This is a genomic window from Ferdinandcohnia sp. Marseille-Q9671 (assembly GCF_976954385.1).
Genome location: NZ_CDRJTA010000004.1, coordinates 803,337 through 817,765 on the forward strand (window position 1 = coordinate 803,337; position 14,429 = coordinate 817,765).

The 14,429-nt window shown below is 37.3% G+C and carries 16 protein-coding genes; 11 read left to right on the forward strand and 5 right to left on the reverse strand.

Translation table 11 applies throughout. The features are described from left to right. Position 1: 1 nt before the first annotated feature. The 3 genes from ACWNMY_RS19230 (at position 2) to lpdA (ending at position 4,015) form a co-directional block, all read left to right on the forward strand. Complete coding sequence (locus ACWNMY_RS19230) at positions 2 to 979, forward strand: alpha-ketoacid dehydrogenase subunit beta (RefSeq protein WP_449539860.1); 978 nt, start codon at positions 2 to 4, stop codon at positions 977 to 979. 330 nt (positions 980 to 1,309) lie between these two features. Next, complete coding sequence (locus ACWNMY_RS19235) at positions 1,310 to 2,602, forward strand: dihydrolipoamide acetyltransferase family protein (RefSeq protein WP_449539861.1); 1,293 nt, start codon at positions 1,310 to 1,312, stop codon at positions 2,600 to 2,602. Between the two features lie 3 nt (positions 2,603 to 2,605). Next, complete coding sequence (lpdA, locus tag ACWNMY_RS19240) at positions 2,606 to 4,015, forward strand: dihydrolipoyl dehydrogenase (RefSeq protein ID WP_449539862.1); 1,410 nt, start codon at positions 2,606 to 2,608, stop codon at positions 4,013 to 4,015. A 172-nt stretch (positions 4,016 to 4,187) separates the two neighbouring features. On the opposite strand, the gene ACWNMY_RS19245 is transcribed toward lpdA, so the two are convergent. Together ACWNMY_RS19245 and ACWNMY_RS19250 are read right to left on the reverse strand one after the other, a co-directional pair. Then, on the reverse strand, positions 4,188 to 4,568 hold the full coding sequence (locus ACWNMY_RS19245) for a small peptidoglycan-associated lipoprotein (protein WP_449539863.1): 381 nt from the start codon (positions 4,566 to 4,568) through the stop codon (positions 4,188 to 4,190). A 641-nt stretch (positions 4,569 to 5,209) separates the two neighbouring features. Further along, positions 5,210 to 5,638: a DUF1885 family protein gene (locus tag ACWNMY_RS19250; protein WP_449539864.1), complete on the reverse strand. Its 429-nt coding sequence runs from the start codon at positions 5,636 to 5,638 to the stop codon at positions 5,210 to 5,212. Between the two features lie 262 nt (positions 5,639 to 5,900). Here ACWNMY_RS19250 and ACWNMY_RS19255 point away from each other — a divergent pair, with 262 nt between their 5' ends. Further along, positions 5,901 to 6,017 carry a GapA-binding peptide SR1P gene (locus tag ACWNMY_RS19255; RefSeq protein WP_449539865.1) on the forward strand — a complete coding sequence of 39 codons (117 nt, stop codon included), beginning with the start codon at positions 5,901 to 5,903 and terminating at the stop codon, positions 6,015 to 6,017. Positions 6,018 to 6,164: 147 nt separating this feature from the next. On the opposite strand, the gene ACWNMY_RS19260 is transcribed toward ACWNMY_RS19255, so the two are convergent. Further along, the gene (locus ACWNMY_RS19260) at positions 6,165 to 7,637 is read right to left on the reverse strand and encodes an aminotransferase class I/II-fold pyridoxal phosphate-dependent enzyme (protein WP_449539866.1); all 1,473 of its coding nucleotides are present in this window, start codon (positions 7,635 to 7,637) and stop codon (positions 6,165 to 6,167) included. 247 nt (positions 7,638 to 7,884) lie between these two features. Here ACWNMY_RS19260 and ACWNMY_RS19265 point away from each other — a divergent pair, with 247 nt between their 5' ends. After that, on the forward strand, positions 7,885 to 8,844 hold the full coding sequence (locus ACWNMY_RS19265) for an NAD(P)H-dependent flavin oxidoreductase (protein WP_449539867.1): 960 nt from the start codon (positions 7,885 to 7,887) through the stop codon (positions 8,842 to 8,844). An 11-nt stretch (positions 8,845 to 8,855) separates the two neighbouring features. Next, positions 8,856 to 9,119, forward strand: coding sequence for a UPF0223 family protein (locus ACWNMY_RS19270; RefSeq protein WP_449540493.1), 264 nt, complete (start codon positions 8,856 to 8,858; stop codon positions 9,117 to 9,119). Between the two features lie 203 nt (positions 9,120 to 9,322). Here the strand turns inward: ACWNMY_RS19270 and ACWNMY_RS19275 are convergent, their stop codons facing one another. Further along, positions 9,323 to 9,958: a YktB family protein gene (locus ACWNMY_RS19275; protein WP_449539868.1), complete on the reverse strand. Its 636-nt coding sequence runs from the start codon at positions 9,956 to 9,958 to the stop codon at positions 9,323 to 9,325. A 241-nt stretch (positions 9,959 to 10,199) separates the two neighbouring features. Here ACWNMY_RS19275 and ACWNMY_RS19280 point away from each other — a divergent pair, with 241 nt between their 5' ends. Together ACWNMY_RS19280 and ACWNMY_RS19285 are read left to right on the forward strand one after the other, a co-directional pair. Continuing rightward, the gene (locus tag ACWNMY_RS19280) at positions 10,200 to 10,388 is read left to right on the forward strand and encodes a hypothetical protein (protein ID WP_449539869.1); all 189 of its coding nucleotides are present in this window, start codon (positions 10,200 to 10,202) and stop codon (positions 10,386 to 10,388) included. A 228-nt stretch (positions 10,389 to 10,616) separates the two neighbouring features. Then, a complete protein-coding gene (locus tag ACWNMY_RS19285; protein ID WP_449539870.1) occupies positions 10,617 to 11,411 on the forward strand; it encodes an inositol monophosphatase family protein in 795 nt (264 codons plus the stop codon). 32 nt (positions 11,412 to 11,443) lie between these two features. On the opposite strand, the gene ACWNMY_RS19290 is transcribed toward ACWNMY_RS19285, so the two are convergent. Beyond that, on the reverse strand, positions 11,444 to 11,629 hold the full coding sequence (locus ACWNMY_RS19290; protein ID WP_449539871.1) for a YlaF family protein: 186 nt from the start codon (positions 11,627 to 11,629) through the stop codon (positions 11,444 to 11,446). A 181-nt stretch (positions 11,630 to 11,810) separates the two neighbouring features. Between ACWNMY_RS19290 and typA the strand changes: the two genes are divergently transcribed. The 3 genes from typA (at position 11,811) to ACWNMY_RS19305 (ending at position 14,333) form a co-directional block, all read left to right on the forward strand. After that, positions 11,811 to 13,652: a translational GTPase TypA gene (typA, locus tag ACWNMY_RS19295; protein WP_449539872.1), complete on the forward strand. Its 1,842-nt coding sequence runs from the start codon at positions 11,811 to 11,813 to the stop codon at positions 13,650 to 13,652. Between the two features lie 82 nt (positions 13,653 to 13,734). Continuing rightward, positions 13,735 to 14,025, forward strand: coding sequence for a YlaH-like family protein (locus ACWNMY_RS19300; protein ID WP_449540494.1), 291 nt, complete (start codon positions 13,735 to 13,737; stop codon positions 14,023 to 14,025). 23 nt (positions 14,026 to 14,048) lie between these two features. Next, positions 14,049 to 14,333 (forward strand): hypothetical protein, encoded by a 285-nt coding sequence (locus ACWNMY_RS19305; protein ID WP_449539873.1) that lies wholly within the window; start codon positions 14,049 to 14,051, stop codon positions 14,331 to 14,333. Positions 14,334 to 14,429 lie beyond the last annotated feature (96 nt).

The following is a 14,429-nucleotide window of genomic DNA, read 5'->3' on the forward strand; positions in this document are numbered from 1 at the left end:
CATGGCGCAAATGACAATGATTCAAGCAATCACTGATGCGTTACGCACAGAATTAAAAAATGACCCAAATGTCTTAGTTTTTGGGGAAGACGTTGGTGTTAACGGTGGTGTGTTCCGTGCAACAGAAGGACTGCAAGCTGAATTTGGTGAAGATCGAGTATTCGATACACCGTTAGCTGAATCAGGTATTGGCGGGCTTGCTGTTGGTCTAAGCTTACAGGGATATCGTCCAGTTCCAGAAATTCAGTTCTTTGGATTTGTATATGAGGTTATTGATTCAATTAGTGGTCAATTAGCACGTATGCGTTACCGCTCAGGAGGTCGTTATAGTGCACCTGTAACGATTCGTTCGCCGTTTGGTGGTGGTGTACATACACCAGAACTTCATGCTGATAGCTTAGAGGGATTAATGGCTCAACAACCAGGTCTTAAGGTTGTAATTCCATCAACTCCTTATGATGCAAAAGGTCTGCTAATTGCTGCAATCCGTGATAATGATCCTGTTATTTTCCTTGAGCATATGAAGCTATATCGCTCATTCCGTCAAGAAGTTCCAGAAGGCGAATATACAATTGAAATTGGAAAGGCAGAAGTTAAGCGTGAAGGTACAGACCTTACAATGATTACGTACGGTGCTATGGTACATGAATGTCTAAAGGCTGCAACTGAGTTGGAAAAAGAAGGTGTTTCTGCTGAAGTTATCGACCTTCGTACGGTTAGTCCGTTAGATATTCCAACTATTATTGCCTCAGTAGAAAAAACTGGACGAGCAATTGTTGTTCAAGAGGCTCAAAAACAAGCGGGGGTAGCAGCTCATGTTGTTGCAGAAATTAATGACCGTGCAATTTTAAGTCTAGAGGCTCCTGTTCTACGCGTTGCTGCACCTGATACAGTATTTCCTTTCTCACAAGCAGAATCAGTTTGGTTACCAAACTTCAAGGATGTATTAGAGACAGCGAAAAAAGTATTAAGCTTCTAAGTTACCTTTTTTGATTGGGTAATGTAAAAGACTTTATTAGTTAGGTATAAACCTTATTTGAATAAATAAGAATGGCCATTATTGGATTCCATGATTTTTAAGTAGACCAAGATTACGAACGGTATTGCCTGTTTAATGTCTTTGTGACCCATATCGTGTGGGTATTTAATAATCAAGGCTAATTCCGTAAGGGATAATTGATAAAAAACAAAAGTTAGTCAAACATAACGGGGGTTATTCCCCTTTAAAAGCCCTCGGCGTTTTTTAAAAAGTATCTTTATACGTCAGGGCTATACTACATGAAACTAACTAAATTAGGAGGCGAAAACCTTGGCATTTGAATTTAAGCTGCCAGATATCGGTGAAGGTATCCATGAAGGTGAAATCGTAAAATGGTTTGTAAAGCCAGGCGATGAAGTAAATGAGGACGATGTACTTTGTGAAGTGCAAAATGATAAAGCTGTAGTAGAAATCCCATCTCCTGTAAAAGGAAAAGTACTTGACGTTTTAGTAGAAGAGGGAACAGTAGCTGTTGTTGGTGACACACTAATTAAATTTGACGCTCCCGGATACGAGGACCTTAAATTTAAAGGTGATGATTCAGACGAAGCTCCGAAAGCAGAAGAAGCTAAACAAGAAGAACAAACAGAACAACCAGCCGCTGCTAACCAAGAAGCAACAACAGAGGTTGACGAGAACCGTCGTGTTATCGCAATGCCTTCAGTTCGTAAATATGCTCGTGAAAAGGGAATTGACATAAAGAAGGTTGCTGGTAGCGGAGATAATGGAAGAGTTCTTAAATCGGATATCGATGCGTTTGGTACTGGTGGCGCAACTGCTGCTCCAGCAACAGAAGCTCCAAAGGCAGCTGCTGAAGAAGCAGTAAAAGCTCCTGCAAAACAACCAATTCCAGCTGGAGAATATCCAGAAACTCGTGAGAAAATGAGTGGAATCCGTAGAGCAATTGCAAAAGCTATGGTAAACTCAAAACATACTGCTCCGCACGTTACATTAATGGACGAAGTAGATGTTACTGCGTTGGTAGCACATCGTAAGCAATTCAAGGCTGTTGCAGCTGACAAAGGTATTAAATTAACATACCTTCCATATATAGTTAAGGCTTTAACTGCTGCATTACGTGATTTCCCAGCTTTAAATACGTCACTTGATGATGCAACTGATGAAATTATTCATAAGCATTACTATAATATCGGTATTGCCGCTGATACAGACAAAGGTCTTTTAGTACCTGTTGTGAAAGATGCGGACCGTAAGTCAATTTTTGCAATCTCAAATGAAATCAATGAATTAGCAGGTAAGGCACGTGATGGTAAGCTTGCTCCTAATGAAATGAAGGGCGCATCATGTACAATTTCCAATATCGGTTCAGCCGGTGGCCAATGGTTTACTCCTGTAATTAACCATCCTGAAGTTGCTATTTTAGGTGTTGGTCGAATTGCAGAAAAGCCAGTTGTTCGTAATGGTGAAATTGTTGTGGCTCCAGTACTTGCTTTATCATTAAGCTTTGATCACCGTATGATCGATGGGGCTACCGCTCAAAACGCACTCAACCAAATCAAACGCTTATTAAATGACCCACAATTATTATTAATGGAGGCGTAATAAATGGTAGTAGGAGATTTCCCAATTGAAACAGATACTATAGTTATTGGTGCTGGACCTGGTGGATATGTAGCAGCTATTCGTGCTGCACAACTTGGACAAAAAGTAACTATTGTAGAGAGAGAAAATGTAGGTGGTGTTTGTCTTAACGTTGGATGTATTCCATCAAAGGCTCTAATCTCCGCTGGACATCGTTATGAAACAGCTAAAAATTCCGAGTCAATGGGAATAACAGCTGAGAATGTTACAGTAGATTTCTCAAAAGTACAAGCATTTAAAGAAAGTGTTGTAAAGAAATTAACTGGTGGAGTAGCAGGACTGCTTAAAGGTAATAAAGTTGAGACTGTTAAAGGGGAAGCATACTTTGTAGATGCAAACTCTTTACGAGTGATGAGTGAAAACTCAGCACAAACTTATACCTTTAAAAATGCTATTATTGCTACTGGTTCTCGCCCAATTGAGATACCATCATTCAAATACTCTAAACGAGTACTAGATTCAACAGGCGCTCTTGCCCTTCAAGAAGTACCAGAGAAAATCGTTGTTATTGGTGGCGGCGTTATTGGTGTTGAACTTGGTGGAGCATATGCTAACTTCGGATCCCAAGTTACGATTTTAGAGGGTGCAGATGATATCCTTCTTGGGTTTGAAAAACAAATGACTTCACTTGTTAAACGTAACCTAAAGAAAAAAGGTGCTGAAATTATTACAAAGGCCCTTGCTAAAGGCGTAGAAGAAACTGAAACTGGCGTAACTGTAAAATACGAAGCTAACGGTGAAGAAAAATCAATCGATGCTGACTATGTTTTCGTTATGGTAGGACGTCGTGCTAATACTGATGAGCTAGGATTAGAGCTTGCAGGTGTGAAAATGAACGAAAGAGGCGTTATCGAAATCGATAAACAGTGCCGTACAAGTGTTAGCAACATTTATGCAATTGGAGATGTTGTTCCTGGACCACAATTAGCACACAAGGCATCTTATGAAGGTAAAATTGCAGCAGAGGCTATTGCTGGAGAGAGTTCTGAAATTGACTACTTAGGAATTCCTGCTGTCGTTTTCTCTGAACCTGAACTAGCAACAGTTGGTTACACTGAAAAGCAAGCAAAAGATGAGGGTATTGATATTATTGCAGCTAAGTTCCCATATGCAGCAAATGGTCGTGCTCTTGCACTTGAAGCTTCAGATGGTTTTGTAAAACTAATTACTCGTAAAGAAGACGGTCTTTTAATCGGTGCGCAAGTAGCTGGTGAGAGTGCTTCTGATATTATTTCTGAATTAGGACTTGCTATTGAGGCGGGTATGACTGCAGAAGATATCGCTATGACAATACATGCTCATCCAACTCTTGGTGAAATCACAATGGAAGCTGCTGAAGTAGCTTTAGGTATGCCAATACACATTGTAAAATAAAGAACAAAACTTCAAGTAGCTACGTTCACCTTGAAAAGCATTAGGATTTAGAATTGAGGGCAAAACTTTGCCTTCGATTCTAAATTGGCTTATGACTCGGGTTCTAGGCTCTGAAACTGGATGTCATTACATTAAAAAATCGCTCACATGTTTGTGGGCGATTTTTTTCTATTTACTTTTTTGAACTGGTAGTAGATGACAAAGCATCCTCAATGGGGTTCATAATTTCCTCTTTCTCAGCAATGCCTTCAATTTTTTGTAGGATCTTGTCTTGGTGAACAACTAATAAAGAGGGATATTCCTCTATATCGTATTGTGTATAGTATCTGGTGTCATCTGAAGAGATGACTTTCATGTTTGCGATTTCTGTGGGAAATTTGTTTCTAAGCTCAAGTAAGGCATCATAATAATTACTTTCATCTCTGAGATTATCCTCATCTGAAAAAAAGATAATCTGTTTCTCGTCAGATTCTAATACCGGAGGCTGCGACTTAGTTGAAGAACAAGAGGAAAGAATAAAAAAAGAAAGTACAAATAGAATGGATGCTTTCATTTTATTATCACTCTTCCGTTTAAATAATCAAAATGTATAGGTCTTAACAGCTATTTTACTAATACAAAACACCTATTTCTTTATTCGAATTCATTTTATCATGTATTCAAAAAATTCTATTCAATGTAATCAATTTGTTACACAAATGAAAAATACTACCATATTCCTGTGCATAATAATTAATATAGTAATACGATATTCATAGAGGACAATCGAAAGAAGCCTAGTGTAAAGGGGAGTCTTTGTAATGAAGATATATGTGATTGTTTTGGTACAGGTTTTAATTTGGAGTGCCTTTTCCTTAGTGACTTGGTTATCACGGTCAGATAGTTTGCTGGCTAAAGGAATTCTATTAGTTCTATTTTGTTATTTAGCTTTTATTATTGCCATTAAATTCGGAACTACACGCAAACTCTCTTTGCTTATAACTATCATCTCGTTTTCCTGTTTCTTTTCGTTTGAAAAGCTATTTTGGGCATTTACGTAAAAAAAGATTATATTTATCTGTATATCTTATGTACATAATAAGTAATATGGAGTAATTGAAATATGAGGAAGTAATACGTATGATGTTACTCATTAGGGTAAAAGGGAATTTTGCTATAAGTACGAAAAGAATAACAAAAAAATAGCCTTAACGGCTATTTTCGTTTGTAAAAATACATAATTCTTCCGTTAAAAAGATGGAGTTGACCTTCCAGCTTTTTCGCTAGGAACTTACAAAACTCGTTTGCTTTCCCTTTATCACCGGCTGTTGAAACTTGTGGTAGGGAAACTTGGATATAGAATTGTTCCACTTTTTCTCCATCTTCACCTTCAAGTTCCTCTGAGCCTACTCCAACAATAATGGCATTGTAATTTTGATGATCTGATTTTAAGTAGAACCAGTTGTTCTGTTGATCGACTTCTTTAATTTGATACGGAAATGCAGCGTTGTTATACTCCCAGTCTAATTGCTGGCCGGTTTTACTAGTTATTTCTTTGTAATAGATAAATAGATCTTTAACTTCTTCAAGTGAAATACTTTGTGCAGTTGATGCAGATACAAGTTTTATGTATGCGTTTGCCAAATTCTTCACTCCCACTCCCTAATGTGTGATTTATGTAAGTTCCTCTATGAATTCACTATTATTCTAGCATTTATTTCAGCCTACTTACAACTACGTCTTTGTCTGCAGCAACTTCAAAAATAAATATGTATATAAAAACATTAAAATGTTATACAAATAACCATTGACTAACTTAATATGACATACTATTATATAAATAACATAACATAAAGCGTTTTCAAAACAATCTAAAGTAAACACACTTTGAAAGGGGTTTTGAATAATGGGTACAATCATCTGTCAAACTTGCAGTGAAACAATCGAGCACTTTGAATATGAGAAGGTTACAACACTTTATTCAAAATGTGACCACTGCGATTGCAACCAAAAAGAGAACTAGGAATTTAATAAAGTATATGAAAAAAGCATGCAGATTTGCATGCTTTATTTTTGTCTTCCAGGTGCAACTGCTTTTTGTGTAAGTAGTAAGTAAAGAATACATTTATCTCCATGAAAAAATTTTAACCCTTACTATATAGGAGTATTCTTATTTTATTGCACGATGCTCTTTAATGACGCGCAGATATTTTAGTTCAGAGTCTTCAGGTCCTTGTACGGGAAGACCTGCCTCGACGTTTTTCTGGATATACGTTAGGTTATCCTCTGTAATAATTTCTCCTGGGATAAATATTGGAATCCCCGGAGGGTACACCATCACAAATTCCGCAATTACTCTTCCGGCAGATTCTTCAATTGGTATAATTTCTGTTTCTGAATAAAACGCATCTCTTGGAGAAATTGCAAGTACCGGAATGTCTGGAAGTAATACATCTGGTATTGTTCTCGATTCGGAATAATGTGAAACCTCATCTGCAAGATCCGCAAGTGCTTCAATTAATAAATCTGCTTCTTTCTTGGTATCACCAGGAGTGAATATACATAAGATGTTGTAGAGATCCGACATTTCGACCTCAATATTGTATTTTTCCCGTAACCAAACCTCTACATCAGATCCTGTAATCCCGAGGTCTTTTACGGATACAATTAGTTTTGTAGGGTCAAAATCGAATGTTGCTTTTGTTCCTAATATTTCTTTCCCTACACAATAAAGCTTTTCAATGTCATTAATCCTGTCTCTTGTATAATTAGCAAGCTGTATTGTTTTTTCAATTAATTCATGTCCTTCTAAAACTAATCGTTTTCTTGCTACATCTAATGATGCTAGTAACAAATAGGAAGTGGAAGTTGTTGTTAGCATACTCAAAATCGATTGAACTCGGTTTGATGAGACTAAGCCCTCTCGTACATTTAACACAGAGCTTTGCGTCATAGACCCACCAAGCTTATGGACGCTTGTAGCAGCCATATCAGCTCCTGCTTGCATAGCTGATAGAGGAAGGCTCTCATGGAAATGGATGTGAACTCCATGTGCTTCATCAACTAGGACAGGCACGTTATAGGAATGAGCAATATCTACAATCTTTTTTAAGTCAGCTGCAATACCGAAGTACGTTGGATTAATGACTAACAATCCTTTTGCGTCACTGTGCTGCTCCAGTGCTCTTTCGACAGAGTCAGTGGTGATACCATGTGAAATCCCTAGGTTCTTATCGATATCAGGATGGATAAAGATTGGTACCGCTCCTGAAAAGACGATTGCTGACATGACTGACTTATGCACATTTCTAGGAACGAGGATTTTATCCCCGGGGCCGCATACCGCCATTACCATTGTCATAATGGCCCCACTAGTACCTTGAACTGAGAAAAATGTATGATCAGCGCCAAATGCATCAGCTGCAAGATCTTGTGCCTGTTTAATAATTCCTTTAGGCTGATGGAGGTCATCTAGTGGTCCGATGTTTATCAGGTCGATGGAAAGGGCATTATCACCGATAAATGATCGAAATTCTGGATCAATGCCAGCTCCTTTTTTATGTCCAGGTATATGAAATTGTGTTGGATTTTTTTTAGCATGTTCGACAAGACCAGTAAATAATGGTGTTTCGTTTTGAGACAATTGATAATCACACCTCTTTATATGTAGTAAATAGTATTAAATTAAGACTTGGCATTTGTATGAATTCAAATCTTATCAATAAAACAAATGAATTATAGCACTACTAAAACAGTTTGCATAGAAAATATTTCTCTCTTTTAAATTGTCACAACCACGCTTTATTAACCATAAAAGTTAAATCATTTATTAAAAAAAGGATATTTAAGTGCAGAAATCGAAAATGGATGGTAGAAAGGCGGGATTTTTAATGAATTGGAAAACAAAGGTTTCAACACTACTTGGTATTAAATATCCAATTATTCAAGGAGGGCTTGCCTATTTAGCATACTCTGAACTTGCAGCAGCGGTTTCAAATGCAGGTGGGCTTGGCCAAATAACAGCTATGTCCCTAGAAACACCAGAGGATCTTCGCAAGGAAATTCAAAAAGTAAAACAATTAACTACCAAACCTTTTGGTGTAAATTACGCCATTGGTCAACACGGGAGACCTTTTTCGCATATGCTTGAGGTGGCAATAGAGGAAGAGGTGCCAGTCATTACCATGACTGGGGGAAATCCAGCTCCTATTTTTGAACAATTAAAAGGTGTAAATACAAAAAAACTAGTCCTTGTTGCAGCCAGAAGGCAGGCAGAAAAAGCTGAGGAATTAGGTGCTGATGCGGTAATGGTTGTCGGACAAGAAGGTGGCGGACACCTTGGGAGACAGGATATTGGTACGATGGTTCTTATTCCACAAGTTGTGGACGCAGTCTCTATCCCTGTAATCGCTTCTGGGGGAATAGGAGATGCAAGAGGACTAATGGCTGCACTTAGCTTAGGTGCAGAAGGAATCGAAATGGGGACACGCTTCATCGCTACAAAGGAATGTGTTCATGCCCACCAATCGTATAAGGAAGCATTGATTAAAGGGACTGAAAATGATACAGTCGTTATTAAACGCTCACTTGGCGCACCAGGAAGAGCCCTATCAAATGAATGGACGTCTAAGATACTAGAGCTTGAAGAAATAAATAGTGGTTATGAGGGCTTAAAAGAATACATAAGTGGCCAAGCAAATATGAACTATATATATGAGGGGAAAATGAATGAAGGGTATGCGTGGGCAGGTCAGGTAATGGGTCTAATAAAAGACGAACCTACTGTTGCTGAGCTTTTTGAACGAATAATCTCAGAAGCAGAGCAAATCCGAAATAAGTGGAGTAAATAGAGGTGATGAAGTTGGATTATCAGTATCCGATATCATATGAGTGGAGTACGGAAGAAGTTGTAGATGTCATTGCTTTTTTTGAATGTGTTGAAAAGGCATATGAAAAAGGGGTTGGAAGAGAACATCTCATGAAGTCTTATAAGCGTTTTAAAGAAATTATCCCAAGTAAATTAGAGGAAAAGCAGGTATGTGGGCAATTTGAAGAAACAAGCGGTTATTCTGCATACCGTGTGATTCAAAAAGCAAAAGAGGAAAAAGAATTAGTGAAAATGTAAGAATGTAAAAGGATGTCCTATATTTGTGTAGGACATCCTTTTTGTTATGGAAAATTTAAAATCAAATTCGAAATGGAGGTATTCTAAGGCAAAATCCAACTACATTGCTTTCTACATTGAAACGATAAGACAAACTTCGTAGTTGCAACAAGGTTACATAACTAGTCATGTACCTATTGATATGGCGCTTGCATATTTGTTTTTTACTTTGAACTTTTCTGTGCAAACTGGTATAATGGTAATAACTTTCTGAAGGTTCCATCAATTGTATGGAGTAACTCTTCTGGCTTCATTGTCACTACCTCGTCTTGAGAAATTGTTATACCACATAATATTTCAGCCTTTTTAACTGATTGTAGACGCGAAAACATCAACTCTAGTTCCTGTTCACTCATATCGTTGTGTGAAATAGTTTCTGGTTTTGTGTGATCTGCTGACCAAACAAAATGGTTAGGGACACTTTCTCTAATTTGTTTTGAATGATCCAACAGTATTTTTCCGAATTCAGCTTTTATAGGCGCTTCATAAATAACAGCAAACCAAACAAACAGGTGTGTATTCCATAACCCAATTTGGAAGTGAGGCAGCATTTTATATCCACGCTTACTGCTTGCGAACGCAACCCAAGTATCTTTAGGTGGGTTGATGGTCCTTCTTGCATGTTTTGCAACATGAGGAAACATTTCGTCTCCCGTAAGACTCGAAAGTGTAGGTGCAAAGTGATTACCCAACTCCTCAAGTTTAGGTCGAACACGTGAAATTAACGCATCCATTCTGTTTTCAAGTCCATCTATTGTAAAAACATCAAAGTCATCTTCCGTAAATCCTGTAAAAGTCATTTTATATCCTCCTAATGGTATTCACTTCGTATTTTAACATACAACGAATCAAAATCTGAACTAGCCTGCTTAGAATATTGCGTGTTTTTTATACGTGTGATAGGAGACGATTAGAGCATTTCTAGGTATACGCACATATTTGTTACGATGCGCAAATTTCATCATAAGATAATAGTAACTTTCGAAGGTAGTTGCAAAAGGGGAAAGTGGTTGATTGAAATAAGTGAAAGGGGTGCGTAAAATGAAACAAGTAATTAATGATCGGAAGCGGAAAGACGGAGAAAAACGCTTGGCTGTGTTACGTTTGGAAGTAGATTACGAATTAGCAACCCTTTATGATGCGATGATTGAAAAAGATGAAATAAAAAAAGCAGAATGTAAAAAGAAATTAGAAAAACTTAGACAAGAAATGACTATTTTAAGAGCATAACTTAATTCAGTCGGGGTTACGAACCCCGGCTGAATTAAGTTAAAGCCAATCTATAAGAATAGAAGATGATAATGGTTTCTTGTTGCCTTTTAAGTTGCTTATTACTTGCTTTTTCGATGACGACTAAAGTAAGCTTTTTACAGTAAATGTAACACAAGTAATCGTGAAACCGTTCTTGGAGTATACTAAATACGCTAAAGTGCAATTGATAAAAGTGAGGTTCATAATATGGTTAATTGGGATGAAATCGAACATCATGCAGTAGCATGGATAAAAGAGGCTGGGGAACGAATTAGACAATCTTTTAACATGAAGCTTGTTATTGAAACCAAATCAAACCCAGATGATCTTGTCACAAATATGGACAAGGAGACGGAACAATTTTTCATTGAAAAGATACATCAAACTTATCCAACTCATAAAATTCTTGGAGAAGAAGGTCTAGGGGACCAAATTGAAGCGCTGAAGGAGATAACCTGGATCATAGATCCGATTGATGGCACTATGAACTTTGTTCACCAACAGCGTCATTTTGCCATTTCAGTTGCTGTTTATGAAGAAGGGATAGGACATATAGGTCTTATTTATGATGTTGTACATGATGAACTTTATCGTGCAAGAAAAGGACAGGGTGCTTATTTTAATTCAACTAAGATAGAACCTCTGGGGGACGTTCCACTTGAAAGGGCCATGTTAGCAATTAATGCTACATGGGTGACGGAAAATAAGCGGATTGATCCAAAGATTCTTATACCAATTGTGAATGCTGTTCGTGGAACAAGATCATACGGGTCTGCTGCATTAGAAATAGCATATGTTGTAACAGGTAGAATTGATGCCTATATTACAATGCGATTATCTCCATGGGATTTTGCTGCAGGTGTTGTGTTGATTCAAGAAGTTGGAGGAGTCATAACAACATTGGATGGAGAACCACTTAACTTACTAACAGAAAACAGTGTTTTTGTTGCTAGAGCTAATTTACATAATGAAATATTTACTAATTTTTTAAAGAGAAAATAAAATCCAAAAGAAAAGCGTGAGAAGGAGCAGAATTAGAGTCTGCCATTCTCACGCATTTTTTTCTTTGTCGTAAATCCTAAACCTGTAAAAATAATAACAGCAATAATAGACAAAATAATACCAAGGAGACTTTTTTCAGCAATTGCAACACCAATTAACATAATACAAACCGCAGTAGCAATTGCAATCAAAAGCATAGGTATATTCACATTTTTCATCTGTAATAGCCCCTTTCCATTATTATTTTACAGATAAATGTGTATTATTTCTACTCTATGGTTTATAATATTTTAGTTACAAGTTTTTTTGGAAGTAAAAAAATGTAAATCTAGTTATTAGTGCCTAGATAAAGCGCTATGCGCTATTCTAATTTAATTTGACAGTAGGAGATGTGAAAGAGTGACAACACGTAATGACTTACGAAATATAGCAATTATTGCCCACGTAGACCATGGTAAAACAACACTTGTTGATACATTGCTTCATCAATCAGGAACTTTCCGTACCAATGAGCATGTTGAAGAGCGTGCAATGGATTCTAATGACATTGAGCGTGAGCGCGGTATTACAATTCTTGCGAAAAATACTGCAATCAATTATAAAGATACACGAATCAACATTATGGATACACCAGGCCATGCTGATTTTGGTGGCGAAGTAGAACGTATTATGAAAATGGTTGATGGTGTTTTATTAGTTGTAGATGCATATGAAGGTTGTATGCCACAAACTCGTTTTGTATTAAAAAAAGCATTAGAACAAAACCTTACACCAATTGTTGTTGTAAATAAAATTGACCGTGACTTTGCTCGACCAGAGGAAGTTGTGGATGAAGTGATTGATTTGTTTATCGAGCTTGATGCCTCTGAAGAACAAATTGATTTTCCGGTTGTCTATGCGTCAGCTATAAATGGTACTGCAAGTACTGACCCGCATCAACAAGATGAGAACATGGAATCATTGTTTGAAGCGATTATAGAAAATATCCCAGCTCCAGTTGATAACAGTGAAGAACCATTGCAATTTCAAGTTGCATTACTTGATTACAATGATTATGTTGGAAGAATTGGAATCGGACGTGTATTTAGAGGAACTATGACTGTTGGACAACAGGTTGCTTTAATGAAACTTGATGGCAGTGTAAAACAATTCCGTGTGACAAAAATCTTTGGATTCACTGGGCTAAAGCGTGTTGAAATCCAAGAAGCGAAAGCCGGAGACCTTGTAGCTGTATCAGGTATGGAAGATATTAATGTTGGTGAAACGGTATGTCCTATTGAACATCAGGATGCTTTACCAATTTTGCATATCGATGAGCCTACGCTACAAATGACTTTCCTTGTAAATAACAGTCCATTTGCAGGTCGTGAAGGAAAGTTTGTAACTGCTCGTAAAATTGAGGAGCGTTTACGTGCACAGCTTCAAACTGATGTAAGCTTACGAGTTGAAAATACGGATTCTCCTGATGCTTGGGTTGTATCTGGTCGTGGTGAGCTTCACCTTTCCATTTTAATTGAGAATATGCGACGCGAAGGATACGAGCTACAAGTTTCGAAGCCAGAGGTTATTGTTCGTGTAATTGATGGAGTTCGTTGTGAACCAGTTGAACGTGTTCAAATTGATGTTCCAGAAGAGCATACAGGTGCAATTATGGAATCTATTGGTGCCCGCAAAGGTGAAATGCTAGACATGATTAACAATGGAAATGGTCAAGTAAGACTTATTTTCATGGTACCGGCACGTGGTCTCATCGGATATACAACAGAATTCCTAACATTAACAAGAGGCTTTGGTATTTTAAACCATACGTTTGACAGCTATAAGCCAATGGCTGCAGGAAACGTAGGTGGACGTAGACAAGGGGTTCTTGTATCAATGGAATCAGGGAAAGCATCACAATACGGAATTATGGGTATAGAGGACCGCGGTACGATCTTCGTAGAACCAGGTACTGAGGTTTATGAAGGTATGATTGTTGGTGAACATACACGTGAAAATGACCTTACTGTTAATGTTGTAAAAATGAAGCAAATGACTAACATGCGTTCAGCAAACAAAGATCAAACAACAACAATGAAAAAGCCTAGAATCATGTCATTAGAGGAATCACTTGAATACTTGAATGATGATGAGTATTGTGAGGTTACACCAGAATCAATTCGTTTACGTAAAAAAGTCCTTGATAAAAATGAACGTGAAAAAGCGGCAAAAAGAAAAAAACTTGCAGAAGTAAATCAATAATGTTGTGAACCTTGTCCCTTTCTGCTACCTTAATGATAGGAAACTGGGAGAAGGAGGGGATTGAATGGATTTTATTGAACAAATGTGGCCTATTGCCAGAACAATATATAGCAACACTGATCCGGCAGTAGGTGGCAATATTTTATATCTTGTCATTTTTCTATTATCAGTTGTTGTTTATAATCTGGGCTTTGCAAAGAAACTCCCTTTGCTAAAAAATATTATCATTTATATTTTTTTAGCGTTAGGTTGTACTGTCTTAACATTACTAGGTTCACTCCTGCCTATTGCAGAGGGACTAGCGATTGTCGCTCTTATTTTAATCATTTATAAAGTTCGCCTTCACCAAACAAAGAAAAGTGAAGCGCAATAACTAAAAATAGGGGAGGCGAACTAATGAAATCTCTGCAAGATGCAATCTATAATTGGTTAACAATAAAAATTGTAGCCGAGGCAAGGCCAGATGATACAGCAGCAAGAGATACCTTTGAACTATTTGAAGATATTCTGGTCAATGAGTTTAAATTGAAGGATATATCAATTCAAAAGGATGAGGTCATGTACCTTGTTACGTATAAAATCGATGGAGAAGTGAAGAGTGCAAGATTTCCAACTGAATTGATCGAGGTTATGCATGACCAAATTCAAAAAAATCCGGAAAGATATCAAAATTATGAGTAAAGAAAAAGCCGAGCGTACAGCTCGGCTTTTTTTAATGTGTAACGGTTCGAGGTTAAGACTAGGGTTTCAAAGAAACAAATATCTTTTCTGATACCT

Bases quoted from the DNA above. Each gene is read 5' to 3' on its own strand.
- ACWNMY_RS19230 (WP_449539860.1), top strand. From the start codon at position 2: ATGGCGCAAATGACAATGATTCAAGCAATCACTGATGCGTTACGCACA.
- lpdA (WP_449539862.1), top strand. From the start codon at position 2,606: ATGGTAGTAGGAGATTTCCCAATTGAAACAGATACTATAGTTATTGGT.
- ACWNMY_RS19245 (WP_449539863.1), bottom strand. From the start codon at position 4,568: ATGAAAGCATCCATTCTATTTGTACTTTCTTTTTTTATTCTTTCCTCT.
- ACWNMY_RS19255 (WP_449539865.1), top strand. From the start codon at position 5,901: ATGGGTACAATCATCTGTCAAACTTGCAGTGAAACAATCGAGCACTTT.
- ACWNMY_RS19265 (WP_449539867.1), top strand. From the start codon at position 7,885: ATGAATTGGAAAACAAAGGTTTCAACACTACTTGGTATTAAATATCCA.
- ACWNMY_RS19275 (WP_449539868.1), bottom strand. From the start codon at position 9,958: ATGACTTTTACAGGATTTACGGAAGATGACTTTGATGTTTTTACAATA.
- ACWNMY_RS19280 (WP_449539869.1), top strand. From the start codon at position 10,200: ATGAAACAAGTAATTAATGATCGGAAGCGGAAAGACGGAGAAAAACGC.
- ACWNMY_RS19285 (WP_449539870.1), top strand. From the start codon at position 10,617: ATGGTTAATTGGGATGAAATCGAACATCATGCAGTAGCATGGATAAAA.
- ACWNMY_RS19290 (WP_449539871.1), bottom strand. From the start codon at position 11,629: ATGAAAAATGTGAATATACCTATGCTTTTGATTGCAATTGCTACTGCG.
- ACWNMY_RS19300 (WP_449540494.1), top strand. From the start codon at position 13,735: ATGTGGCCTATTGCCAGAACAATATATAGCAACACTGATCCGGCAGTA.
- ACWNMY_RS19305 (WP_449539873.1), top strand. From the start codon at position 14,049: ATGAAATCTCTGCAAGATGCAATCTATAATTGGTTAACAATAAAAATT.